The sequence below is a fragment of the Bradyrhizobium sp. ISRA430 genome, from assembly GCF_029909975.1.
GTDB lineage: Bacteria > Pseudomonadota > Alphaproteobacteria > Rhizobiales > Xanthobacteraceae > Bradyrhizobium.
This window is the reverse complement of sequence record NZ_CP094516.1, coordinates 4488190-4512665: the sequence shown is the minus strand read 5'-3', so window position 1 is coordinate 4512665 and position 24476 is coordinate 4488190. Positions and strand designations below refer to the sequence as shown.

Below are 24476 nucleotides of genomic sequence, written 5' to 3'. Positions count from 1 at the left end.
AGAGCCCGCAATGTCCGTGAAGTCTTTGCCGTTGTCGCCTTTGCCGATCGATCGCCGTCAGCTTCTCATCGGTGGCGCCGGTGCCGCCGCCGGGCTGCTGCTTCCCTCGCAGTTGGTCGCGCAGACCAAGCTGCAGATCACCGAAGGCAACGTCGCACCGATGCCGATCGCGATCACCAACTTCGTGGCGGGCTCTCCGTCCGATGGTGAGGTCGGCAACGGCGTCACCCAGGTCATCACCAACAATCTGAAGCGCTCGGGGCTGTTCAATCCGATCGACCAGGCCGCCTTCATCGAGCGCATCAGCAATATCGACGTCGCGCCCCAGTTCCAGAACTGGAAGACGATCAACGCGCAGGCCCTCGTCACCGGCCGCATGACGCGTCAGCCGGACGGCCGGCTCAAGGCTGAATTCCGCCTATGGGACGTGGCCTCGGGCCAGCAGCTCACCGGCCAGCAATATTTCACCTCTCCGGAATATTGGCGCCGCATCGCCCACATCATCTCCGACCAGATCTACGAGCGTCTCACCGGCGACAAGGGCTATTTCGACAGCCGCGTGGTGTTCGTGGACGAGACCGGCGCCAAGGAGCGGCGCGTCAAGCGGCTCGCGATCATGGACCAGGACGGCGCCAATGTGCGCTATCTGACCCGCGGCTCGGACCTCGTGCTGACGCCGCGCTTCTCGCCGAACTCGCAAGAGATCACCTACATGGAGTTCGGCCAGGGCGATCCGAGGGTCTATCTCTACAACATCGAGACCGGGCAGCGCGAAATCGTCGGCAACTTCCCCGGCATGACCTTTGCACCGCGCTTCTCGCCGGACGGCCAGCGCGTCATCATGAGCCTGCAACAGGGCGGCAACTCCAACCTGTTCGCGATGGATCTGCGTTCGCGCTCGACCACGCGGCTCACCGATACGCCCGCGATCGACACCTCGCCGTCCTATTCGCCCGACGGCACCCGCATCTGCTTCGAGTCCGACCGCGGCGGCAAGCCGCAGATCTACGTGATGTCGGCGAGCGGCGGACCGGCGCAGCGCATCTCATTCTCGAAAGACGACACCAACGGCAGCTATTCGACGCCGGTGTGGTCGCCGCGCGGCGACTACATCGCGTTTACCAAGCAGGGCGGTGGCCAGTTCGCGATCGGCATCATGAAGCCCGACGGCTCCGGCGAGCGCATCCTCACCTCCGGCTATCACAATGAGGGCCCGACCTTCGCGCCGAACGGCCGAGTCGTGATGTTCTTCCGCGATCCCGGCGGCAACTCCGGCCCGTCGCTGTTCACGGTCGACATTTCCGGCCGCAACGAGCTGAAGGTGCCGACGCCGGGCTTCGCGTCCGATCCGGCGTGGTCGCCGCTGTTGTCTTCGACCTCAGGCTAGCGGTCTGGGCTCCGTCTTGGCGCGCGATTCCGAATGCGCGCCTTTTTCGCAAAGATTTGCGAGATGTTTGCCCGCATCAATCTTTCGTTTAGGCTGTGCTCGGTAAAATTTTCCCAGTTGCTTGATCTGATTGATGTATTTCAATCGCCTGAGGTTCAGAAACACTCGACTTTAACGATGTTCCCTCAGAAAGACTTCACTCCGGCTCAGTAAAACTGCGCTCCAAACAGGACGCGCGTACAGGGCCAGATGCAGCTTGCAGATCAGAGCGGAGAGCCGGACCAGCGGCAGCCCTCGCCGACCATCTCGGCAGCGCTGATCGATTCGTTGTACGAGGCTCCTGGCACGGTGCTGACCGGCATCGTCTTCTCTGCCTTCGCTGCAACCTTGACCGCGCTGAAGACGGGACAGACCTTGATCTGGGGATTCGTCCCTCTCCTCATCCTGGCGGGAGCTGTGCGGGCATTCGATCTACATCGATACCAAGCCCGCGAATCGAACGTTACCGCCGAACAGGCCGCGTACTGGCAGAGGCGCTATCAGGTCGGGGCGCTGATCCAGGCTGCTGCAATCGGCCTGTGGTGCTCCACCACGCTGTTGAGCAGCAGCGACGCCGTCGCCCACATGATCGCTGTTTCCGTGACCACCGGAATCGTCGCGGGCGGCGCGGGCAGGGCCTACGGACGGCAAACGATATTTCGTCTGCAAGCCCTGCTGATATTCGGTCCAGCAGTGGTGGCGTTGGCGCTGCACGGCACACCTTACTACATTGCAATGTCGGTCATATCCGCCGCCTTTCTTCTAGCGGTGGTGCAGCTATCGGCCAATCTGCACAGGATATTCCTGCGAGCGGTGGTGGCGCGCGAGCGCGAGGCGGCGCTTGCCAGCCAGTTCGACACGGCATTGAACAACATGCCGCACGGTCTGTGCATGTTCCGCGCCGACGGGCAGCTCGCGGTGATGAATCATCGGTTCGGTGAAATGACCGATCTGTCCGGCGACCTCGCGCAGAGCGGCGCCGGCGTGGCCGACATCATCACGGCGTGTGTGAACTCTGCCTCGATCTCGGCGGAAAGCGGCAACCTGATCCTCAACGAGATCTCTGATGCGCGGATGAAAGAGATCGTCACCAACGATCCCGATCTCGCGCGGGGGCGGACGCTGTCATGGACGCTCCAGCCGATGGCGGATGGCGGCACGGTCGTGCTGCTCGAGGACATCACCGAGCGCAAGAACGCGGAGGCGAGGATCAGCCATCTCGCCCGCTATGACGAACTCACGGCGCTGCCCAACCGGGTCAGCTTTCGCGACGAGATCGAGCGGCTCCTGGCCATTGCGCACAATGCCGAGTGCCTCTCCGCGCTGCTCTTCGTCGACCTCGACCAGTTCAAGCAGGTCAACGACACGCTCGGCCATCCCTGCGGCGATCAGCTCCTCTGCGCGGTCGCCAACCGTCTGCGCGAGATGCTGCGGCCCGAGGATTTCGTCGCCCGCTTCGGCGGCGACGAATTCGTCGTTTTCCAGCAGAACATCCACTCGGCCGAAGATGCCGCGGCGCTCGCCCGCCGCATCGTCGAGCGGCTGAGCGAGCGCTACCGCATCGACAATCACCTGGTCGAGATCGGCGCCAGCGTCGGCATCGCACTGACCTCGCCGGAAGGCGATGTCAGCGCCGACACATTGCTCAAGAACGCCGACATGGCGCTCTATCGCGCCAAGGCCGACGGCCGCGGCACCTTCTGCTTCTTCCGCGACGAGATGGCGGCGACCGTCGAAGCCCGCCGCATCCTCGAGCTCGACCTGCGCAAGGCGCTCGCCAACGAGGAGTTCGAGCTGTTCTACCAGCCGCTGGTCAATCTGAAGACCGGCAGGATCACCACCTGCGAGGCGCTGCTGCGCTGGAATCATCCGGTGCGAGGCACGGTTTCGCCGGTCGACATCATTCCCGTCGCCGAGGACATGGGCCTGATCGTCGATCTTGGCCGCTGGATCCTGCGCCGGGCCTGCATGGAATGCATGAAGTGGCCCGAAAGCGTCAGCGTCGCGGTCAACTTCTCGCCGCAGCAATTCCACCAGCGCGACGTGCTGAGTGAAATCCGCTACGCGCTCGAGGTCTCGGGCCTGCCGGCCCATCGCCTGGAGATCGAGATCACCGAATCCTCGCTGTTGCGCAATACGCAGCTCACCCACGACATCCTGTCACAGCTACATGCGCTCGGCGTGCGCATTTCGCTCGACGATTTCGGCACCGGCTATTCCAGCCTCAGCTACCTGCACAACTTCCCGATGCAGAAAGTGAAGATCGATCGCTCCTTCCTCGAGGGCATCGACACCGACCGCCCGCTGACGCTGCTGCGCGGCGTGGCGCGACTGTCCGCCGACCTCGGCATGTCGGTCGTGGTCGAGGGCATCGAGACCAACGAGCAACTCGCGCTGATCAACGCCGATGGTACGGTGAGCGAAGGGCAGGGCTATCTGTTCAGCCGACCGATCCCGGCGGTGCGGATCCGCCAATTGCTCAACGCCTCGCACGGTCGCCGTGTTGCCGAGGATCAGATCGCCCTGGTCTCATCGCGATCCATCGCCTGATCTTTCTCCGATAGGACTGGAGCGTCATCAGAGCTCTCGCCTGCGCTCTCTCCGCGATTCTACGGAGCCGCAAAGGTTAACCCTAACACTTCGAAGCCTTTGCAATTCTATTAAGGAACTATTAATGTTCCCGCACTCGCGGAAGTTGCCTGGAGTTGTAGGGGTAAGAGATGAAGTCCGGAGCCGAACCGCATACGGCGCTCCTTCCGCGGGGAGCCGCACTGTTTGACCGCATCGACTACCGGCTCATCGAGACGCCGGAGGACAGAGATCGCCTCTACTTGATGCGCTACCGGGCCTATCTGCGGGCTGGACTGATCTTGCCGGCAGAATCGCAGCGCGTGACCGACCGCTTCGACGATGCGCCCAATGTCTGGAATTTCGGGGTCTATGTTGACGACGAACTCTGCAGCGCCGTCCGCATTCACGTTCTGACGTCCGAATGGCGGATGTCCTACACGACCGAGGTGTTCGGCGATGTCCTGCATCCTCGCCTCGATCGCGGCGAGCTTTTCGTCGATCCGTGCCGGTTTGTTGCCGATCCCGAAATGCAGCAGCGCTTCCCAGAACTGCCTTATCTGACTGTGCGGCTGCCTTTCGTGGCATGCGAACATTTCAACGCCGACGTCGGACTTTCGATGGTGCGTGTCGATCACCAGGCCTTCTATCGCCGCGTCTTCCTGTCGGAGACCCTGACCGAACCGCGTGGGTTTCCGGGCTGGCCTACGAAGAAGGCGGTCTTGATGGCATCGGATTTCCCGAGGACGCGCGAAAGGATTTTGACGCGCTTTCCCATCATGCGCTCCAGCGCCTTCGAACGACGCATGCTGTTCGAGCGCTCCAGCTCGCGCCAGGCTGCGCCCCGGCCCGTGCTGCTGGCCACCTCTCGGAACCCGGACGCAGCAGCGTCATGGGTCGGTTCCGCCCGCTAGGCACGGCACCGGGGTTCCCCGGCCTGTTGCTTAAGGGCCAGACTCCCGGCAAAACCGACGCTTCTGCCGGCCGAGACGCCTTGCCTTCACCCTCGCGCCACATTTACAACTCATTAACCATCGCGGTTGCTTTTCGCCGATTGGGGGCATTTGACCGGCTTTAGCAACGTCCCATCAAGGTTGACGGAACGTTCGCTTAACCAACCCCCTGTAGACCGGACAGCAGTGGACTAAACGCGAGCGTGGAGGCTCCGGAATGAAACATCCTATGCGTATCCTCCAGGGATTGAAGCTGGCTGCAGTGCTTGCGGTCGCGCTGTCGATGGGCGCCTGCGCCAACAAGAACCTTGCTTCGGATGCGATGGCCAACGCCGCGACGCCCGGCAGCCAGCAGGATTTCGTCGTGAACGTGGGCGATCGCGTGTTCTTCGAAAGCGACCAGACCGATCTGACCCCGCAGGCGATCGTGACGCTGGAGAAGCAGGCGCAGTGGCTGCAGACCTATCCGCGCTACACCTTCACCATCGAAGGTCATGCCGACGAGCGCGGCACCCGCGAGTATAACATCGCGCTCGGCGCCCGCCGCGCCCAGTCGGTGCGCTCGTTCCTGGCCTCTCGCGGCATCGATCCGAACCGCATGCGCACCATCTCCTACGGCAAGGAGCGGCCGGTCGCGGTCTGTAACGACATCTCGTGCTGGTCGCAGAACCGCCGCGCCGTCACCGTGCTGAACGCGAGCTCCTGACGGTCAGTCACGCGCTGTTCAGCTTCCGACATGGATTATGCCGGCGCCCCCTCGGGCGCCGGTTTCGTTTCACGGGGCGCATAGAAACCCCTTGGTAGCAGTCACAGTTTTGGCGTACTCCCTCTCTCAATGTGTGGCGCGGCGAGTGATCCGCCGCGCGCCACGTCGCTTTCGTCGTCAGGGCAAGATGTCATCCAGATTTCAGGTCATTACCGGCACCGTGGCGATCGCCGCGCTGCTCTCTTTGTGCTCGCCCGTCCTCGCGCAGTCGGAGGATGCCGACCCCGAGATGCGGATCGAGCGGCTGGAAAACCAGCTTCGCCAGCTCACCGGCCAGAACGAGGAACTGCAATATCGCAACCGCCAGCTCGAAGAGCGCATCCGGCAGCTCGAGGGCGGTGCGCAAGGCGCGCCCGGACATGCGCCGGCCCAGCCCAGCGTGGCGGCCGTGCCGCCCGCTCAGTCCGCGCCGGTCTATCGCCAGCAGCAGGCTGCCCAGCCCGCTTATGAGCCGCAGGGCGCGGCGCCCGCTCCGATCGTTCAGGAGGCGCCGCCCCCGGGAGCACCCGGCGTCCGCCGCCGCGGCGATGCATTTGACCCGAACCAGAACCCGAATGCCCCGGGCGCGCCGCGCGCGCTCGGCGGCGGCCAGCAGCCGATGGCGACGGCTCCAGTCGGCGCGCCCGGCGGCCGCGGCGCGGGCGAGCCTCTCGACCTCGCCAACACCGGCGGCCGCTACCCGCAGCAGGGCTATTCGGCCCCGGCGCAGCAGGGCTATCCGGCACCGGCCGGCGGCGGCCTCACCACGCAGCCGCCCTCACAGTCGCCGCGCGACGAGTTCGACCTCGGCATAGGCTACATGCAGCGCAAGGACTACGCGCTCGCCGAGCAGACCATGAAGAATTTTGCGCAGAAATATCCGAGCGACCCACTGCTCGGGGATGCCCAGTATTGGCTTGGCGAGAGCTATTTCCAGCGTCAGCAATATCGCGACGCGGCGGAATCTTTCCTCGCCGTCACCACCAAATACGAAAAGTCCGGCAAAGCCCCGGATGCGCTGTTGCGGCTCGGTCAGTCGCTTGCCGCGCTGAAGGAGAAGGAGGCCGCCTGCGCCGCCTTCGGCGAGGTCGGTCGCAAATATCCGCGCGCCTCCGCCGGCGTCAAAGCCGCCGTCGACCGCGAACAGAAGCGGGTGAAGTGCTGACGTGCGGCGTTGAAGCGCTGACAAGGCGGATGGTGCTGCGCTAGACAGTCTCTGGCCATCCGCCGACGATTGCTGGGCAGCGTCATGTCAGACGACGACAATTTGCCGATCTCGGCCCGTGCGGCGAAGCTGCTCTTCGCCGATCTGAAGAACGCGCCCGCGCTCGTGCTCGCGGTTTCGGGCGGGCCGGATTCGGTCGCGCTGATGTGGCTTGCGGCGCGCTGGCAACGCAGCCTCGCGCACGGCCCGCGCCTCGTCGCCGTCACTGTCGATCACGGTTTGCGGCCGGAGGCGGCGCGCGAGGCGCGCGAGGTCAAGCGGCTGGCGACGGCGCTTGCATTGACGCACCGGACCATGCGCTGGACCGGCCCGAAACCGAAGACGGGTCTGCCCGCCGCCGCGCGCGAAGCTCGCTATCGCCTGCTTGCGCGGGCCGCGCGTGCGGCCGGCGCAAGCCATGTGCTGACTGCGCACACCCGCGATGATCAGGCGGAGACGCTTCTCATGCGCCTGTTGCGCGGGAGCGGAATCGCCGGACTGTCTGCGATGGGGCGCGTCACCGAGCGCGACGGAATCATCCTGGCGCGCCCGCTGCTCGACGTTCCGAAGTCGCGGCTCGTCGCGACACTGAAGCGGGCCAAGATTAGTTTCGCGGACGATCCCACCAATCGCGACACCACCTTCACACGTCCGCGGCTGCGCGCACTTCTCCCGCAGCTCGCGGCCGAAGGCGGCGATGCCCGAGGTCTGGCGCGGCTCGCAGCGCGGCTGGCCCGGGCCAATGCTGCAGTGGAGGTGTTGACCGATGGTGCCGAGCGTTTCCTCAAGTTACGGGATCGCGGCGTTGCGCCGCATGACCCGGCCGCGCAAAGCTTCGAGGCGTCAGCCTTCGCCGCGCTGCCGGAGGAGGTCCGGCTGCGGCTCTTGCTGCGCGCCATCAACGCGCTCGGGCATGAGGGGCCGGCGGAACTCGGCAAGGTCGAAACCCTCATGGCCGCGCTTGATCAATCGATCGCGGGGGCTGCCCATGCACGCGCCAACGGCCGACCGCTCCTGAAGCAGACGCTTGCGGGAGCCCTGATCAGCCTTGCCGGGGGACGAATCCACATCGTGCCGGCACCCGCCCGGCGCCCAAAGAACGCATCAACGGGCGGATCATGACACCGGTCGATCGAGCCACCATCGTCAGCGCACCTTAACCAGGCAGGAAAAACCCCCGATCTGGTGCCATTATTTCAGCAGGAATCGGGCTAAGATGGGATAAATAGTCCCATCTCGTTCCCTTGGCAGCGACCGGGGCGGCACCTAAATTGTATGCATCTAACCGAGAGGATTCCTTGGGGATTTCCTCGTATTGCCCAAAGTAGCTGGGCCAAGTAACTCCCGAAGGATCAGGGCCGCGATCCGCGCGACCACGAAGGAAGATCGATGAACGCCAATCTGCGCAATTTCGCCCTCTGGGTCATCATTGTTTTGCTGCTGTTGGCGTTGTTCACGCTCTTCCAGAATCCGGGCCAGCGCGCGGCCTCACAGGACATCGCCTTCTCGCAGCTCCTGACCGAAGTCGACCGGGGCAATGTGCGCGACGTCGTGATCCAGGGCCCCGAGATTCACGGCACCTTCACCAACGGCTCGAGCTTCCAGACCTATGCGCCGAACGATCCGACGCTGGTCAAGCGCCTCTATGACAGCAAGGTCCAGATCACGGCGAAGCCGCCGGGCGACAACGTGCCGTGGTTCGTCTCGCTGCTGGTCTCCTGGCTGCCGTTCATCGCCCTGATCGGCGTGTGGATCTTCCTGTCGCGGCAGATGCAGGGCGGCGCCGGCAAGGCGATGGGCTTTGGCAAGTCGCGCGCCAAGATGCTCACCGAGGCGCATGGCCGCGTCACCTTCGAGGACGTCGCCGGCGTCGACGAGGCCAAGCAGGACCTGCAGGAGATCGTCGAATTCCTGCGTGACCCCGGCAAATTCCAGCGGCTCGGCGGCCGGATTCCGCGCGGCGTCCTGCTGGTCGGCCCTCCCGGCACCGGCAAGACGCTGATCGCGCGCGCGGTCGCGGGTGAAGCCAACGTGCCGTTCTTCACCATTTCAGGCTCCGACTTCGTCGAGATGTTCGTCGGCGTCGGCGCATCCCGCGTCCGTGACATGTTCGAGCAGGCGAAGAAGAACGCGCCCTGCATCATCTTCATCGACGAAATCGACGCCGTCGGTCGTCACCGCGGCGCCGGTCTCGGCGGCGGCAATGACGAGCGCGAGCAGACGCTGAACCAGTTGCTGGTCGAGATGGACGGCTTCGAGGCGAACGAAGGCGTGATCCTGATCGCCGCGACCAACCGCCCTGACGTGCTCGATCCCGCGCTGCTGCGTCCGGGCCGCTTCGACCGCCAGGTCGTGGTGCCCAATCCGGACGTCGTCGGCCGCGAGCAGATCCTGAAGGTTCATGTGCGCAAGGTGCCGCTCGCGCCCGATATCAACCTCAAGACCATCGCGCGCGGCACGCCCGGCTTCTCCGGCGCCGACCTGATGAACCTCGTCAACGAGGCGGCGCTGACCGCCGCCCGCCGCAACAAGCGGATGGTGACGCAGGCCGAGTTCGAAGAGGCCAAGGACAAGGTGATGATGGGCGCCGAGCGCAAGTCGCTCGTCATGACCGAGGAAGAGAAGCTGCTCACGGCCTATCACGAAGGCGGCCACGCCATCGTCGGCCTGAACGTGCCGGCGACCGATCCGATCCACAAGGCGACCATCATTCCGCGCGGCCGCGCGCTCGGCATGGTCATGCAGCTACCCGAGCGCGACAAGCTCTCGATGTCGCTGGAGCAGATGACCTCGCGCCTCGCTATCATGATGGGCGGCCGTGTCGCCGAAGAGCTGATCTTCGGCCGCGAGAAGGTGACCTCGGGTGCAGCCTCCGACATCGAGCAGGCGACGCGCCTTGCCCGCATGATGGTGACGCGCTGGGGCCTGTCGGAAGAGCTCGGCACGGTCTCCTATGGCGAGAACCAGGACGAGGTCTTCCTGGGCATGTCGGTGTCGCGGACGCAGAACGCTTCTGAAGCCACCGTCCAGAAGATCGACTCCGAAATCAAGCGCCTGGTCGAGGAAGGCTACAAGGAAGCCACCCGCATCCTCACCGAGAAGCATGCCGACCTCGAGACGCTCGCCAAGGGCTTGCTCGAGTTCGAGACGCTGACCGGCGAGGAGATCGTCGACCTCCTCAAGGGCAAGAAGCCGAATCGTGAGTCCGTGCTCGAGCCGACCACGCCGCGCGCTTCCGCCGTGCCGCCGGCCGGCAAGTCGCGCCCGCGGCCCGATCCGGATCCCGGCCTGGAGCCGCAGCCGCAGGCGTAACCGCGAACGGCCAGAGCAAATGGAAAAACGCGGCGGCAACGCCGCGTTTTTTGTTGTCTCGCGGTGCGTCCTGTCGGCTTGCGGCGCGCGGAATTGGCAATGGCGCCCGAGCGGCCGTCATGGCATGCTTCTCTCCAATAAGGTGCGGCCCGACCGCGCCAGACAAAGGGGAGGGGAAGCCGATGCGCTTTGCGACGGCATGGGGCGCGCTTGGCGCCGTTTCGTTCCTGACATTTTCATTTCCGACATGGACGACCCCGTCGATCGCCGCCGAAATGCGCGGCGTCACCCCAACCGAAATCAGGATAGGCCAGACCATGCCCTATAGCGGGCCGGTCTCGGCGTTCGGTGCGCTCGGCAAGGGCGAGGTCGGCTATTTCAAGATGCTGAACGAGAAGGGCGGCATCAACGGCCGCAAGGTCAATCTCATCTCGCTGGACGACAGCTACGCGCCGCCGAAATCGGTCGAGCAGACGCGCAAGCTGGTGGAGAGCGATGAGGTCGCCTTGATCTTCTCCTCGATCGGCACCGCCCACAACACGGCGATCGCGAAGTATCTCCAGGCCAAGAACGTGCCGCAGCTCTTCATCGGCTCCGGGGCCTCGAAATTCGCCGACGTCAGCCAATATCCGCAGGCGACGATGGGCGTGCAGGCGCCGTTCCGCTACGAGGCGCGCCTCTATGCGCGCTATGCGCTGGCCAAGAATCCCAACGCGAAATTCGCGGTGATCTCGCAGAACGACGACTACGGCCGCGACTATCTCGCCGGTCTCAAGGACGTGCTCGGCGAGAAATACGACGCCATCGTCACCAGCGCCACTTACGAGATCCAGGACCCGACCATCGATTCCCAGATCGTGAAGCTGAAGGCGTCAGGCGCGGACGTGTTCGTGATCGCGGCGACGCCAAAATTCGCAGCGCAAGCGATCCGCAAATCCTTCGAGATCGGCTGGCGGCCGATGACGTTCCTGTCCAATGTCGCGGTATGGGTCTCAACCGTCATGGAGCCTGCGGGACTGGAAGCCGGCACCGGCATTCTATCGACCGCCTATGTGAAGGATCCCGACGATCCCGCCTGGAAGGACGATCCGGGCGTCAAAGGTTGGCGCGAATTCATGACCAGGTACGTGCCGGAGGCCGACCAGCACGACACCAACTATGTCAACTCCTACAACAGCGCGATGGCGCTCGAGGCGGTGTTGAAAGCCTGCGGCGACGATCTGTCGACCGAGAACATCCTGAAGCAGGCGTTCGCGATCCATGACCTCGAACTGCCGATGCTCCTGCCCGGCATCAAGGTCAACACCAGTCCGACCGATCACGTCCCCGTCGACCAGATGCAGTTCATGCGCTTCAACGGCAGGAGCTGGGAGCGCTTCGGCGAATTGCAGACCGGGAATTGATGGCCAATGCGGGATCGGCTTTGGTTGAATCAGTGTACGCCCGGAACTCGGATCGCCTTACTCTCTCATTGGGACGTTGAACTAGACAGCCTGAACTCAGTTCGACGCGCTCGGGCGTGTACTCATAAGTCCGATCGGCCCGCGAACGCATGTCACGTCCGCTGCGGCCCCAGGAGCGAAGCAGGTCAACTCGCCCTCGCGTGTCCAGGGCCATAAGCGGACATCAGCGAACTTCCCGAAAACGGACGCATTGTCGATTGCGGGGGACGTGAATCTGGCTTTGCCAAAGGGACATAGCGCCCCGGCAGTTGGTGTCACGGTTGCGCGCAGACGCATTCAATCTTGCCGGAAGGAGGATAGCGAGATGACAGAACGAATTTCGTTGGAGGGAAAGGTCGCGGTTGTGACTGGCGCAGGTCGCGGGCTTGGGCGGGCATACGTCGAACTTCTCGCCGAGCGCGGCGCCCGGGTGGTTGTGAATGACCTGGGGACCGACGTATCGGGGTTCGGGAAGGATTCCACGATCGCGGAACAGGTGGCCGATTTCATTCGATCCCGTGGAGGCGAGGCAATCGCGAATGACAGCAACGTTTCCACCCCTGAAGGTGGCAGTGACCTGATCGCGACGACCATCGAGCATTTCGGGAGAATAGACCTCCTCGTGAACAACGCTGGTATCTGCAGAAGCCAGCTATTCGAGGCCGCCACCCTTGACGATTTCGATCACTATTGGCGGGTGCACCTCGGCGGGCCGGTTAACACGGTGAAGGCTGCCTGGCCGTATATGGCCGCACAGCGCCACGGGAAGATCATCTTCACGACGTCAGTCAGCGGCCTGTTTGGGTTACGTGGCCAAGCCACCTACGCTGCGGCCAAGTGCGCAGTAGTTGGATTGATGCGCATTCTTGCAATTGAAGGTGCTGAGCATGGGATTCTCGTGAACACCATTTCGCCAGCCGGGTACACGAGGATGCACCCAGCAGCGGTTGCGGATCCCGCTTGGCTGAAGCAGAGCGAAGCCACAATGCCGGTTGCGGCTGTTGCGCCAGCGATCGTCTGGCTCGCGAGCGATAGTTGTTCGGAGACGAACAGGATCTACAACGTGGAAGCTGGAGTAATCCAACGTATCGCTATCGTCATGGGACCTGGCTTCTACGATCCACATCTGACACCCGAGAGCATCGCCGAGAACTACGCAAAGGTCGAATCGATCGAGGGCTTCTTCGAGCCGGGTCCATTCGAGCCCGGTCAGATGCCCGCAACAGCGAAGTCTTGAGGAACGAGGTTACGCCATGGCGACGTTCGACTGTGGCAGACAGCGTTACTCTATGAACTTCTGCGCAAGTCATCAGCGGCCGCGCCGCGGCGGAGCTACACTGGCCGCCGAAAAGCAGACCTGCTGAAGGTCAGCTAATGGTCATTCTCGACTGAGCCAGCCAGTCCTGCCCGCCGTCCGATGTCCGTTTTGACCTGAAAACGACCTAGTTGTGTACGCACGAGAAATGACTGCAGTGCCAAGAGCGGGCGTCAAACAATTGTGCGGTCATCGAACAGTCGATAGCATGCCCCTTCAGCTACATTAGGCGACAGCGGACCATGGACATTGGGAACCGGGAGGACAAGGCCATGCAAGACACACCATCGCTGTCCGCCCTCTCACGTCGCAGCCTCCTGACCGGCCTTTTGGCCGCGCCGGCGCTCGCCGCCACAGTCCAGCCAGGCACCGCGCAAGCCAACGGGGCCCACTGGTCCCCGCAACAAGCGCAAGCCGCCCTGAAGGATAAGGGCACTAAGCTGGTGCTACTCGGCACCGCCGCTGGTCCAGTGCCGGGCCGCTCGCGAGAAATGACTTCACACGTGATGCTGAGCAACGGCGCGGCCTATGAGCTCGATTGCGGGATGGGTGTTACCAACCAGTTTGCCCGCACTGGGATTCCCTTTCACGCGCTGAAATCGATCTTCATCACGCACCATCACCCCGATCATAACATTGAATACGGTCCGCTGCTGATCGTCGGCTGGATACAGGGATTGCCGCTCGACGTGCGCGCTTTTGGTCCGCCACCGCTGAAGCAAATGACCGAGGATTTCATGCGCGCCTATAAGCAAACCGTCGATTTTTGGGCTGAGGATTTTCGGATGAAGCCGCTGACGTCAGTCAACGTCCAGGAGGTCTCCGCCGCTGGTCCGGTAACGCAGGATGACAACGTCAAGGTGTCGGCCATCCTTGTAGAGCACCCGCCAGTGAAGCCAGCGCTGGGCTATCGCTTCGACTTCAAGGACCGCTCGATTGCATTTTCCGGCGACACAGCACCACTCGAAGCCGTGGCGAAAATGGCGAAAGGCGCCGACGTACTGGTTCACGAAATTATGTACGTGCCAGCCGTCGAGACAGCCATAAGGGCACGGATTGCTCAGGGTTGGCCGGTGACGTTCGACGCATTCATGGCGCATATGAAGGCGGACCACACACCCTCCGAAGATGTCGGCCGCATTGCCCAGGACGCAGGTGTCAAAACACTCGTGCTATCGCACCTTACTCCGGCCAGCGACAGCATCGACGATGAGACCTGGCGTGCCCCAGTGGCGAAGTACTTCAAGGGCGAGATCATTGTCGGCAAGGACCTGATGGTGGTGTAACGCGGTGAAGGCGGCATGTCGCCTTCGGGGCCATGAGCTGCCGTGAGCAGTCGCAGCATAAGCCGCCGCAAGTCTCTCTCACTTGACGCCAGTCACCATCGAGTCTGGGCCGCCCAGCGGTTCGACGCGTATCTCTGTAAAGCCTGCCTCCTTGAACCAATCCACGCACTCTGCGCCTGTGAAGTCAAAGCCCTCGCGGGTCTCAATCAGCATGTTCAGGCTCATCAGTAATCCAAAGGCATTGCGCCGACGGTCATCGTCGATGATCGGATCGTAGACGATCAGCGCACCACCGAACGGCAGGGCATCGTAGGCTTTGCGGATCAGCGTCCGTTTTTTCTCGAGGCTCCAGTCGTGCAGGATATGCCCCATGATCAGCACATCCGCAGCGGGCATCGCCTCTGCGAAGAAGTCACCGGCGTGGAACGAAAGCCGAGCCGAGAGACCGTGCTGCGCCGCGTAGGCGTCGAAATGCGGCCTCACCACCGGCAGATCGAAGCCTATGCCAGAGAGATGGGGATGTGCCCGAGCAAGCTCGACTGCAAGGCCGCCCTCTGCGGTGCCGATGTCGGCGAAGCTCTTGTAGTCAGCCCAAGGAAATTTCTCTGCAATGGCGTGCGCGGCGCCGAGGCTCAATCCCGTCATCGCCTTGAGGAAGTCTGAGAGGATCGCTGGGTTGCGGTATATCTCATCGAACAGGTCGCGGCCCTGCTTCGCCTCGTTCTGCGGTTCCCCGGTACGCAACGCATCGGTCAACGCACTCCAGAATGGATAGAGCCGCGCGTTCGCCATTTCGAGGATTCCGCCGACATAGGTTGGTTTGCGTCGATCGAGAAATTGCGCGCCGGCCGGCGTGTTGGAGTAGAGGCCATCGTTACGTTCGAGCTGTCCGAGCGACACCAGCGCATCGAGGAAATCGCGTACGCTGCGTGGATGAAGCTTCAGCCGGGTTGTCAAGGCGTCCGCGCTGAGCGGCCCGTCGGCGAGCAAAGTGAACAGCCCGAGTTCGACTGCGCTCAGCAGCGTCTTTGAACCCCAAAAGGCGAAGCCGAGCTGCATGATAGCGTCCGGCGTTACAGATACCGTCGCGTTGTAGTCCTTCGACTGGATTTGCTGGTTCATGGTGGGGTCTCCCGATGAGGTATGGAGCGCAGCCAGATTAGTTTCGGAGCGGGAGATTGGCCTTGAAGCCGCATTGATTTTTCATGCTCTTTCCATTGATATGCTCACAGCGGCCCGGAGCCGCCTGCCGGAGAGCGATAGCGTGCGCCTCCACTTCGAGAAGTGTGTGTTGGATACCGACCGGCGCGAGCTTCGGCACGGCGAAAGCTCTGTGCCGGTGCAGCCGCAGGTATTCGACCTCCTGGTCTATCTGATCGAGAACCGTCACCGAGTCGTCACCAAGGACGATCTACTGGAGGCCGTCTGGAACGGCCGCCTCGTCTCTGAATCGACGTTGATCAGCCGCATCAATGCAGCGCGCCGTGCTATCGGCGACGACGGCGACCAACAACGACTGATCCGCACCGTCGCGCGAAAGGGGGTTCGGTTCGTTGGCGAGGTGGAGAAGGGCCCTGCTGTCACCGATTCCTTGCCTGTTGAGAGGTCGTCCGACCCCTCAGCCACAACAATGGCACTCCCGGATCGGCCGTCGATAGCGGTCCTACCGTTCACCAACATGTCGGACGACGCCGAACAGGACTTCTTCATCGACGGGATCACGGAGGACCTCATCACGGCGCTCAGCCGCATCCGGCAATTTTTCGTGATCGCGCGCAATGCGACGCTCCGTTACAAGCGCGAGCTCCCTGACGTACGCGAGATCGCGGCGACGCTCGGCGTACGCTATGTCGTCGAAGGCAGTGTCCGCAGGGATGCCGGACGCGTCCGGATTTCTGCCCAACTCCTCGACTGTAGTACCGGCAATCACGTCTGGGCCGAGCGGTTCGACCGCAAGCTCGACGATATCTTTGCTATCCAAGACGAGATAGCTCGGGAAATCGCCGGACAGATCGAGCCGGAACTGGGCCGCGCCGAATACGACCGGACCAAGGCCACGCCGCCGGAAAACCTCGGCGCTTGGGAGCTGTTCCATCGCGGTATGGCGTTGATCGCGCAACGCACGCGGGACGGCAATGCCGAGGCGCGCCGGCTGCTCGAACGTTCGCTCGCGCTCCACCCCAGTTTCGCGCCCGCACACGCCGCAATCGCGTGGAGTCAGGCGGAGGATCTTTTCTTCTGCTACGCGATACATGACCCGAAAGACATTCTCAACCGTGCCCGCCGCGCCGTCTTGCTCGACGACCGGGACGCTCTATCGCATCTGGCGTTGGCCTGGGGCCTGACTTTCAGTCGCCAACCAGAATCCGCGATCGATGCGGCGAAGCGAGCGATCGCACTCAATCCGAGCTTTGCGCACGCCTATGCGATCCTTGGCCGGCTCCTGATCCAATCTGGCCGCTGCGACGAAGGTATTCGACAGGCCGAACGGGCGCTCCGGTTGAGTCCATTCGCGCCGAGCGCACGTCAGTACCTCAACGTCCTCGCCGTCGGTTATCTCTATCTAGGCAATGATGCTAAAGCGGTTGAACTCGCCCGTGAATCCATCCACTCATTCGACACGTGGGCGCCGCACATGATCATCACGTCGGCACTCGGCCATCTCGGCGACCACACAGGCGCGGAGCAGGAGAGTCGCGAGACGCGAAGACACCGGCCAGATTTTTCAATCGCGCAGGTGCGGCGGGATTACATCGTTTTCGACGCAGCTTGTCTCGATCGGTTGCTGGCCGGGCTTCGCAAAGCGGGCGTTGCAGAAATGTCGAAAGTGGCCTTACCGTTCACCCAAAGCTAGACAACTGTTATTCTCGCGGCGAGAGTTCAGCTCGTCGGCTGTGGGGCGCTAACGGACCTCCTGCCATGACCTGAACCAGATCCGGTCTACTCCCGAAAAACCGACATGGGCAGCGCGCAGTCTCGGTACGTTTGGGAGGCATCGCCGACGTTAACCCTGTCGGCAAATGATCCGTGCGTGGGTAGCTAGCCGCCGACAAGTTGCCTCATTGGAGCGGAGAATTTTAAGCGGCACTAACTCAGGTTAGAGGCGCATCATGCTGAGAATGGTGTTGTTGGGCCTGCTTATCCCGTTGTGTGTAGGCGTGCTGTCGGCAATGGAGTTCAGAACTCCACAGCGCAGCGCAGTCGCGATCGTCCAGCCCCTTGCTGAGCCAGACGCCGGCATTTCCGATTCACATGGCGTATTGGCAAAGGCTGATCGCCTTGAAGTCGTCGCTGTGAGCAGCGAGAGGCCAGCACAGCTTGCTTCGGTCGACCAACGCATTGCTCCGCCGGAAGACGCCAGTATCGGTTCTTCGGAGCCTCCGAGCCCGATCGCCCGTCATCGGCACAATCCGAAGAAGGTCACTACCGCTGCAGGCCCCAAGTCGAAGCCGAAGGCAACCGTTGTCAAGCGAACCGCGATTGTCCAGCCTTCAAAGGCCGCCAGCGATAGCGAACCCTGTCGGCTCAAGGCGTTTGGTGGCTTACGTAAGGCTTTGAATTCAACCGGCTGCGAAATCTGAGGGCTTCGAAGTCGAACAATCTGTGTTCGTGGCCCGCTGAGCGGCGGAAGCGGAAGTCTGGGGCTACTGATAAGTACTTGGTCGCTTCGTCTTTGATAGCAGATATGCCGGGCTTTCGCTGCACGTCGGCTCAGGGCCAACCGGCGACACAGCCGGAGTGCCTTGGTCGAGTCTGCTTCACGCTTTTGAAGCGGGCATCTCATTTTACGTGTGCGTACCCCGGAGCTACGTCCTCACTTCGACGACGTCGCGGTCGCGGCTTCCCCGTTGTCGCGCACATGGATCACGGCGATGTCGTCCGCATAGAGCCGCTTCCAGCCCTTGATGTGATCCAGCACCTGGGCCGCCGGCGCGTCCGCGACCAACAGCGTGGCGTCGATCTTGTACTCGTCGAGCAGCCGGGTCAGGTTGTCGAGCTTCTTGACCTCCACCGCCTTGAAGAAGTCCATCACGAAACGCTCGCCATAGAGCTCGGCGCGCCCGTCGACGAACACCGGGATGTCGCGCGAGATCAAATAGCCGCCGAACTGATAGGCGTTGAAGATGCGCTGCGCCTTGCGCTGCTCCAGCAGGTCGACCGCGGCGACCGGCGTCTGCCTCATGGTGAAGTTGAAGCGATGATGCGACATGTAGATCGAGGTCGAGGTCCAGGCTGCGCCCACGATCATCAGCGCGCCTGTTACGGTCACGTAGCGGGCCGGCCGGGTCTCACCAATCAGTGAATCCGGCCGGGACCGCGGCGACTGCTCACCGAGCGGCTTGGCCAGCACCAGTGGCACCAGGAAGGCAAAGGCCTCGATGTTCCTGACATGGGTCAGCGCCATCCAGGTCAGCAGCAGGATCAATAGAATGCGCGGCAGGGAGAGCGTGAGCCCACAGAACAGACCGAGCCCGATGAGGCCCAGTACGGCGCCTTCGAACGTGCCGAACGAAGCGAAGTTCGGCGGCATCCATTCCGAGATGATCGACAGCAGCTCGCCGAGATCGAGGATATTCGTCGCGCCGAGCAGCGTGCGCCAGCCATAGGGCGTGACGCAAGCCGCGGCCAGCGCGGCGACGCCGAACAGGAACCACCGCAGCAACAGCCGCACCTGCTTGCCGGAATCGAGCGTCCAGATCGCCTCCAGCGCCATCGGGCCGATCAGCGCGAGGCCCAGCACGAAGCCGCCATGCAGGTTGGACCACAGCGACATCAGCGGCAGCCAATACCAGGATGGTGTGCCCTTGCGATCGGCCGCCGTCATCAGCATGCCGGCCCAGGCGATCATGACGGGCAGTGCCAGGATGTGTGGCCGCGCCAGAATGTGATGCAGCGACAGCACGACCGCCAGCATCGCGAACAGTACCGCGCGCGGGATCTCGAGATGCGCATCGAGCAGATACACGAAGATCGCAGCCGACAATGCCACCGCAAGCGTGGTGATGATCACGGGGCCGGCCCATTCCCAGTGCGCGTAGGACAGCGCGAAAAGCACCTGCGACAGCCACGATGTCGAGATCCAGGGCGCGCCAGGGCGCGTGAAGGAATAGAAATCGGTATAGGGCAGCGCCTGATGATCGAGGATCCATTGCCCGATCTTGATCTGCCAGAACGAGTCGGAATCCTGGAGCAGCGTGTTGCCGACGTAGAGGAAGAAGAGGTAGGCGCCGGCGCCGACGCTCAGCGGCAGCAGCGCTCGCGCGCGGCTCTGCACCGCGATGCTGTTGGTGAAGGAGAGGGACATGCCGCCTCGTCGTCCTGCGTGTTCTTGTCCGGTTGGCCGGGCGCAAGGCATTGGACCATGGCGGTCATAACTTCGGGTAAATCGGCGCACCCCGCTCGCGTCGTCGACGATTTAACCGATCGTTTTCAATTTCGATTTACCATCGGCGAATACACGCAAACCGCCCTGTGTTTACGCGGTCGAATTAACTGCGGCGCAATTCTTTGCATTTACAGTCGGTTCCATGGTCGGACGGCGCTGGGAAGCCGAGAGACCAGACTAGTTGTAGCCTTGTGTACTCTTTGGAGCAGTCTATGAAGAACCTCGTTGCGCGCTTCGTGAAGGATGAATCCGGCGCCACCGCCATTGAATACGGCCTGATCGCTGCCGGCATCGCGCTGGCGATCATCACCGTCGTCAATCAGCTTGGCACCACGTTGAACACCAAGTTCGGCGCGATCTCGTCCAGCCTCAAGTAAGGCCAGACGAACTGGAAATCGAAAGAGCCTCGTCCTGGACGGGGCTCTTTTCTTTTGGTCGACGCGTTCGATATGCCGCGGCCGCCGGCAATGGGCCGACCTATGGCCGCACTATTCCGCGAGGCTGGGCCGCCAGACCGGCGATGCAGCAGACGGTGCGGAAGCCTGCGGTGAGCGGCCGAACCGTTCGAGATAGAGTTTCGCGGCTAGAATCGACGCTGCGGCGAGCGCAATGCCGCCGAAGACGTCGATCATGTAGTGCGCGCCGATCACCGGCGTGGCGGCGATCATCAGCAGGTTGAGCGCGGCTGCAATGCCGCCGATGCCGCGCACCGGCCACAGCGCCCACATGTAGAGCACGGCCGATGCGGCGTGAAAGCTCGGGAACGAGACAATACCGGAGAGCTTGAACAGTTCGAGCTCGCGCAGGCTTCCGTCGCGCAAGGCCAGCATGTCGTGCAACTGACCGGCATAGATCGCCGTGTTGACGTCAGGGAAGTGGGCGGCCGCCAATTGCAGTCCGTAATAGGTGCCGATCGCCGGCACGACGGCCGAGATCGCGATGGTGATCGCGAGCGCAAGATTCATGGCGAGCACGAACAGTTGCAGGCGCACATAGCGCGCGGTCAGCGCCAGCACGACGGGAATGCCGAGCAGCGGCCATTTGATCAGTCCGTAGCAGCGCGACAGGCCGTCGGCGAGCCAGGGATGATCGTTGACATAGCGTGCGATCGGTTCGGGATCCATGCCAAGCGCGCGATCGATCGCAAGCAGCGCATGGTCCTGCAGCGGCCAGCCCATCTTGGCCGCGACGTAGCTGAGCGGTCCCACGATGGCGCAGGTGAGGATCACTTGCCCGATCGTGCCGATCGAAAACACCAGCTTCGGATCGGCGAGCTCGCCCTTCGTCATGCGATGACGATAGGCGACCGCAAGCAGCACGGCCGCGATCGCCAATGTCACGCCGAAGGCGATCGGCTCGAGCCGAAGTCCGGTGAAGGCCAGGCCGAGCGCGAGCAGGCTGCCCATGGCTGCGATGGGAAGCCAGTTCACGTGGAAGAGCTGCCAGGCGGTCCGGGCGTCCGTATCGACCATGCTGCACCAGATTTGACGCCGTACAGTCGCGAACGCGCTTTAAGATGACGGTAAGAATCGTGGTTAGCCCTTCGCCAAGAGATCCGCTGCATTTTCGTCGTACAGGCCGTCTTGCGTGGATTGCGGGGGCACGCATTTGGTTCTTGTCATTCGCTCTGAATAGTTGTTCAGTTCTTGGGGGCGATTTGCAGCGAAAATCGGTGACGAAGCGTTCGGGCGCAGGGCGTGCGGCCGGCGTGGGTGGGACAGGAAGCGCGCCATGGTTTATCGGCGGACGCATCAAGTGGTTAAGCGCCTAGCGGCCCGGCGCAGCGCCATTCTCGCGGCGGCGCGCGAGGCGGCGGCGGAAGGCGGGATGGCGGCGGTGCAGATCGCGCCGGTCGCGGTCCGGGCCAGTGTCGCGGCCGGCACCGTCTATCGCTACTTCCCCTCCAAGGCCGACCTGATCTCCGAATTGATCGCCGAGGTCTCCCGCGACGAGCTCGCCGCGATCCGCCGGGCAGCCGACGCCGCGCCGGGCCCGTCGTCGGCGCTGGCGGCGGCCGTCACCACGGTTGCCGTCCATACCCTGTCCCAGCGCCGGCTGGCCTGGGGCATCCTGGCCGAGCCGGTCGACGTCGATGTCAGCGCCTCCCGGCTAGCCAGCCGGCGCGAGATCGCGGGCGAGATCGCCGCCCGGATCGAAGCCGCCGTGCGCGCCGGTCATCTGCCGGCGCAGGACACCGCGCTTGCCGCGACCGCGCTGCTCGGCGCGCTGCATGAGGCCCTGGTCGGGCCGCTCGCCCCCGACAATCTCGAAGATCCCGCAAAGCTGCGCGACGCGGTGCAGACCGTCACGCTGCTCGCGCTGCGCGCGGTCGGCGTGATGGACGCCCGCGCCCGCGGCCTCGTGGTGCAGCAGACGCTGCTGCCGACCACGAAGGCGCTGGTGGGGGCTTGACCAAGGCCAACGCGTGATCGAAGCGGGATGAGACCTCGTTGCGCTTAAGTCATTGTTTAGGCGCTACTTTTCGAAAAGCGGCAGCACGCTCAAGGCCTCACGCCAGCAGCCATCGGCTACTTTGCATGGGGTTGTTTTCGATATTTTTGCTGGGCTCAGGCCAGCGTCGCCGGAGATGCGCCGCAATCTCCAGATTCCGGGTTCGCCCGCGCATTCCGCGCGCGCCCCGGAATCATAGGAGCCTCACATATTCGCCTCGCCCTCGGGGCCAACCGAGGCGATGCGCACCATGTTGGTGGTGCCGGGGATGCCGAGCGGCACGCCGGCGACGATGATCACGCGCTGACCGGCGCGGACGAATCCATCCCGAAACGCGATCTGGCCGGCGCGGCTCACCATGTCGTCCTGGTCGCGCGCATCCTCAGCGACCACGCAATGCACGCCCCAGACAACCGCCAGCCGGCGTCCGGCCGTGATGTTCGGCGTGATTGCCACGATCGGCGGCTTCGGCCGTTCGCGCGCAACGCGCACGGCGGTCGAGCCTGAGCTGGTCCAGCAGATCAGCGCCGGCAGGTCGAGCGTCTCGGCGATCTGCCGTGCAGCATCTGCAATGGCATCGCCTGCGGTCGCCTCGGGCGACGGGCGCTGCGCCGCGACCACCGAAAGATAGGTCGGGTCGCGCTCGACCTCCTCGCCGATGCGGTTCATGGTCGAGACGGCCTCGACCGGGAATTTGCCGGCGGCCGATTCCGCCGACAGCATGATGGCGTCGGCGCCTTCATAGACGGCGGTGGCGACGTCCGAGACTTCGGCGCGGGTCGGCACCGGCGCCTGGATCATCGATTCCAGCATCTGGGTTGCGATCACCACCGGCTTGCCGGCGCGGCGCGCCATGCGCGTCATCTGCTTCTGCAGGCTCGGCACACGCTCCAGCGGCAGCTCGACGCCGAGGTCTCCGCGCGCCACCATCAGCGCGTCGGAGGCCTCGATGATGTCGGCGAGGCGGTCGATGGCCTGCGGCTTCTCGATCTTGGCCATCACGGCGGCGCGGCCGCGGATCATCTTCTTGGCCTCGATCACGTCATCGGCGCGCTGCACGAAGGACAGCGCGATCCAGTCGACGCCGGTGACGAGCGCCGCCTCGAGATCGGCACGGTCCTTCGGCGTCATCGCCGAGACCGCCAGGTCCGTATCGGGCAGGCTGACGCCCTTGCGGTCGGACATCTTGCCGCCGACCACGACACGCGTCACCGCATGCTCTTTGGAGGTTTCCTCCGCGATCAGCCGCACCTTGCCGTCATCGAGCAGGAGCGCATGCCCCGGCCGCAATGCGGCGAGGATCTCCGGATGGGGGAGATGGACGCGCGTGGAATCGCCTGGCGCCTTGTCGGAATCCAGCGTGAAGGTCTGGCCGTTCTGGAGCTGGACCGAGCCGTCGGCGAAGGCGCCGAGCCTGAGCTTCGGGCCCTGGAGGTCGACCAGGATGCCGATCGGCCGGCCGTAGCTGCTCTCGACGTTACGGATGGTCGCCACCAGCTCCCGCATCTTGTCGTGCGGGGTGTGGCTCATGTTGATGCGGAAAAGGTCGGCGCCGGCCTCGAACAGCCGGCGGATCATCGCGAGGTCTGAAGAGGCGGGTCCGAGGGTCGCGAGAATCTTGATACGGCGAAGACGCCTCATGGCTTATTCCCAGGCGGGGGAGGGGCACCTGGCGGAAGACCAGGCGAGCCCGGGGGCGTAGCACCCGGCGGGCTATTGGGCAAACCCGGAACGCCGCCGCCCGGGCCAACTGGTCCGGGCAGACCCGGCACCCGCTGCTGCGAGGGCTGCTCGTTGGCGTCGGTGAGCTGCACCGTCCAGGCCCGCTGCTCGCCGGTGTCGACCTCGAAGAAGCCGGTCCGATCGTAGCCGCGCGCCAGACAATCCTCCGTGCCGCGGATGGTGAATTCCTTGTCGCGCGAGCACATGAAGGCCTGCCCGGACCACTCGCCGCCGCGGTCGTAGTCGATCGCATAGATGTAGTAGTAGCGGGCGACCAGCGTTCCCCGCAGTAGCGTCTCGCAGGAGCGGGACGAGATGTTCCACCAGCCCTCGGTGGTCCAGCCATCGGCGTCCTTGTAGCCGAGTGCGATACCGACCCGGCTTGCGGTGTTGTTGCACAGGCGGAAATCGGCCGATGCCGGGCTGCTCCAGAGGCACAGCAGGGCAACCGCCAGCACCGGGACCAACCGGGCGAGCAGGCGGAGGGGTGAACGGGGAGATTCGGCGATCATTGTCGCGGAAGCTATATCAGATGGTTGACGATTTCGCGTAGAGGGGGCGGAGCTACTGTACTGAACCTCCTCGGCGGCCCGTTTGCGCCGCGATATGGCAAAATCTGTGACAGGACCCCACCTGATCCCGTAAGGATGAGCCAACCACCGGGTC

The 24476-nt window shown here is 63.5% G+C and carries 19 protein-coding genes; 14 read left to right on the top strand and 5 right to left on the bottom strand.

Annotation, left to right across the window (positions count from 1 at the left end; genetic code table 11):
- Window positions 1–10 precede the first annotated feature (10 nt).
- From tolB to MTX21_RS21490, 10 genes are all read left to right on the top strand, one after another.
- Complete coding sequence (tolB, locus tag MTX21_RS21535; protein ID WP_280966701.1) at window positions 11–1387, top strand: Tol-Pal system beta propeller repeat protein TolB; 1377 nt, start codon at window positions 11–13, stop codon at window positions 1385–1387.
- Between the two features lie 249 nt (window positions 1388–1636).
- Window positions 1637–3976, top strand: coding sequence for an EAL domain-containing protein (locus MTX21_RS21530; RefSeq protein ID WP_280966700.1), 2340 nt, complete (start codon window positions 1637–1639; stop codon window positions 3974–3976).
- A gap of 170 nt (window positions 3977–4146) precedes the next feature.
- Complete coding sequence (locus MTX21_RS21525; protein ID WP_280966699.1) at window positions 4147–4908, top strand: hypothetical protein; 762 nt, start codon at window positions 4147–4149, stop codon at window positions 4906–4908.
- 256 nt (window positions 4909–5164) lie between these two features.
- A complete protein-coding gene (gene pal / locus MTX21_RS21520) occupies window positions 5165–5653 on the top strand; it encodes a peptidoglycan-associated lipoprotein Pal (RefSeq protein ID WP_279372974.1) in 489 nt (162 codons plus the stop codon).
- A 187-nt stretch (window positions 5654–5840) separates the two neighbouring features.
- Complete coding sequence (ybgF, locus tag MTX21_RS21515; RefSeq protein ID WP_280966698.1) at window positions 5841–6857, top strand: tol-pal system protein YbgF; 1017 nt, start codon at window positions 5841–5843, stop codon at window positions 6855–6857.
- A gap of 84 nt (window positions 6858–6941) precedes the next feature.
- Complete coding sequence (gene tilS / locus MTX21_RS21510; RefSeq protein ID WP_280966697.1) at window positions 6942–8018, top strand: tRNA lysidine(34) synthetase TilS; 1077 nt, start codon at window positions 6942–6944, stop codon at window positions 8016–8018.
- A 267-nt stretch (window positions 8019–8285) separates the two neighbouring features.
- A complete protein-coding gene (gene ftsH / locus MTX21_RS21505; RefSeq protein WP_279372971.1) occupies window positions 8286–10208 on the top strand; it encodes an ATP-dependent zinc metalloprotease FtsH in 1923 nt (640 codons plus the stop codon).
- Between the two features lie 182 nt (window positions 10209–10390).
- On the top strand, window positions 10391–11611 hold the full coding sequence (locus MTX21_RS21500; RefSeq protein ID WP_280966696.1) for an ABC transporter substrate-binding protein: 1221 nt from the start codon (window positions 10391–10393) through the stop codon (window positions 11609–11611).
- Between the two features lie 364 nt (window positions 11612–11975).
- Entirely contained in the window at window positions 11976–12887 is a 912-nt protein-coding gene (locus tag MTX21_RS21495; RefSeq protein ID WP_280966695.1) for an SDR family NAD(P)-dependent oxidoreductase, read from the top strand.
- 350 nt (window positions 12888–13237) lie between these two features.
- On the top strand, window positions 13238–14251 hold the full coding sequence (locus MTX21_RS21490; RefSeq protein ID WP_280966694.1) for an MBL fold metallo-hydrolase: 1014 nt from the start codon (window positions 13238–13240) through the stop codon (window positions 14249–14251).
- Between the two features lie 78 nt (window positions 14252–14329).
- Here MTX21_RS21490 and MTX21_RS21485 read toward each other — a convergent pair whose 3' ends face one another.
- Window positions 14330–15373, bottom strand: a complete 1044-nt coding sequence (locus MTX21_RS21485) for a methyltransferase (RefSeq protein WP_280966693.1) — start codon at window positions 15371–15373, stop codon at window positions 14330–14332.
- Between MTX21_RS21485 and MTX21_RS21480 the strand changes: the two genes are divergently transcribed.
- Window positions 15372–17105, top strand: coding sequence for a winged helix-turn-helix domain-containing protein (locus MTX21_RS21480; protein WP_280966692.1), 1734 nt, complete (start codon window positions 15372–15374; stop codon window positions 17103–17105). The genes MTX21_RS21485 and MTX21_RS21480 overlap by 2 nt on opposite strands.
- Window positions 17106–17361: 256 nt before the next feature.
- Window positions 17362–17832, top strand: a complete 471-nt coding sequence (locus MTX21_RS21475; protein ID WP_280966691.1) for a hypothetical protein — start codon at window positions 17362–17364, stop codon at window positions 17830–17832.
- Between the two features lie 233 nt (window positions 17833–18065).
- On the opposite strand, the gene MTX21_RS21470 is transcribed toward MTX21_RS21475, so the two are convergent.
- Window positions 18066–19556, bottom strand: a complete 1491-nt coding sequence (locus MTX21_RS21470; RefSeq protein WP_280966690.1) for a hypothetical protein — start codon at window positions 19554–19556, stop codon at window positions 18066–18068.
- Between the two features lie 293 nt (window positions 19557–19849).
- On the opposite strand from MTX21_RS21470, the gene MTX21_RS21465 reads away from it, so the two are divergent.
- Window positions 19850–20014, top strand: a complete 165-nt coding sequence (locus MTX21_RS21465) for a Flp family type IVb pilin (RefSeq protein WP_280966689.1) — start codon at window positions 19850–19852, stop codon at window positions 20012–20014.
- Window positions 20015–20125: 111 nt separating this feature from the next.
- Here MTX21_RS21465 and MTX21_RS21460 read toward each other — a convergent pair whose 3' ends face one another.
- Window positions 20126–21109 carry a phosphatase PAP2 family protein gene (locus MTX21_RS21460; protein ID WP_280966688.1) on the bottom strand — a complete coding sequence of 328 codons (984 nt, stop codon included), beginning with the start codon at window positions 21107–21109 and terminating at the stop codon, window positions 20126–20128.
- Window positions 21110–21368: 259 nt separating this feature from the next.
- Here MTX21_RS21460 and MTX21_RS21455 point away from each other — a divergent pair, with 259 nt between their 5' ends.
- The gene (locus tag MTX21_RS21455) at window positions 21369–22049 is read left to right on the top strand and encodes a TetR/AcrR family transcriptional regulator (protein WP_280966687.1); all 681 of its coding nucleotides are present in this window, start codon (window positions 21369–21371) and stop codon (window positions 22047–22049) included.
- 243 nt (window positions 22050–22292) lie between these two features.
- On the opposite strand, the gene pyk is transcribed toward MTX21_RS21455, so the two are convergent.
- Window positions 22293–23729, bottom strand: coding sequence for a pyruvate kinase (gene pyk / locus MTX21_RS21450; RefSeq protein ID WP_280966686.1), 1437 nt, complete (start codon window positions 23727–23729; stop codon window positions 22293–22295).
- Window positions 23726–24322 (bottom strand): DUF1036 domain-containing protein, encoded by a 597-nt coding sequence (locus MTX21_RS21445; RefSeq protein WP_280966685.1) that lies wholly within the window; start codon window positions 24320–24322, stop codon window positions 23726–23728. Before MTX21_RS21445 ends, pyk begins: the two co-directional genes overlap by 4 nt.
- Window positions 24323–24476 lie beyond the last annotated feature (154 nt).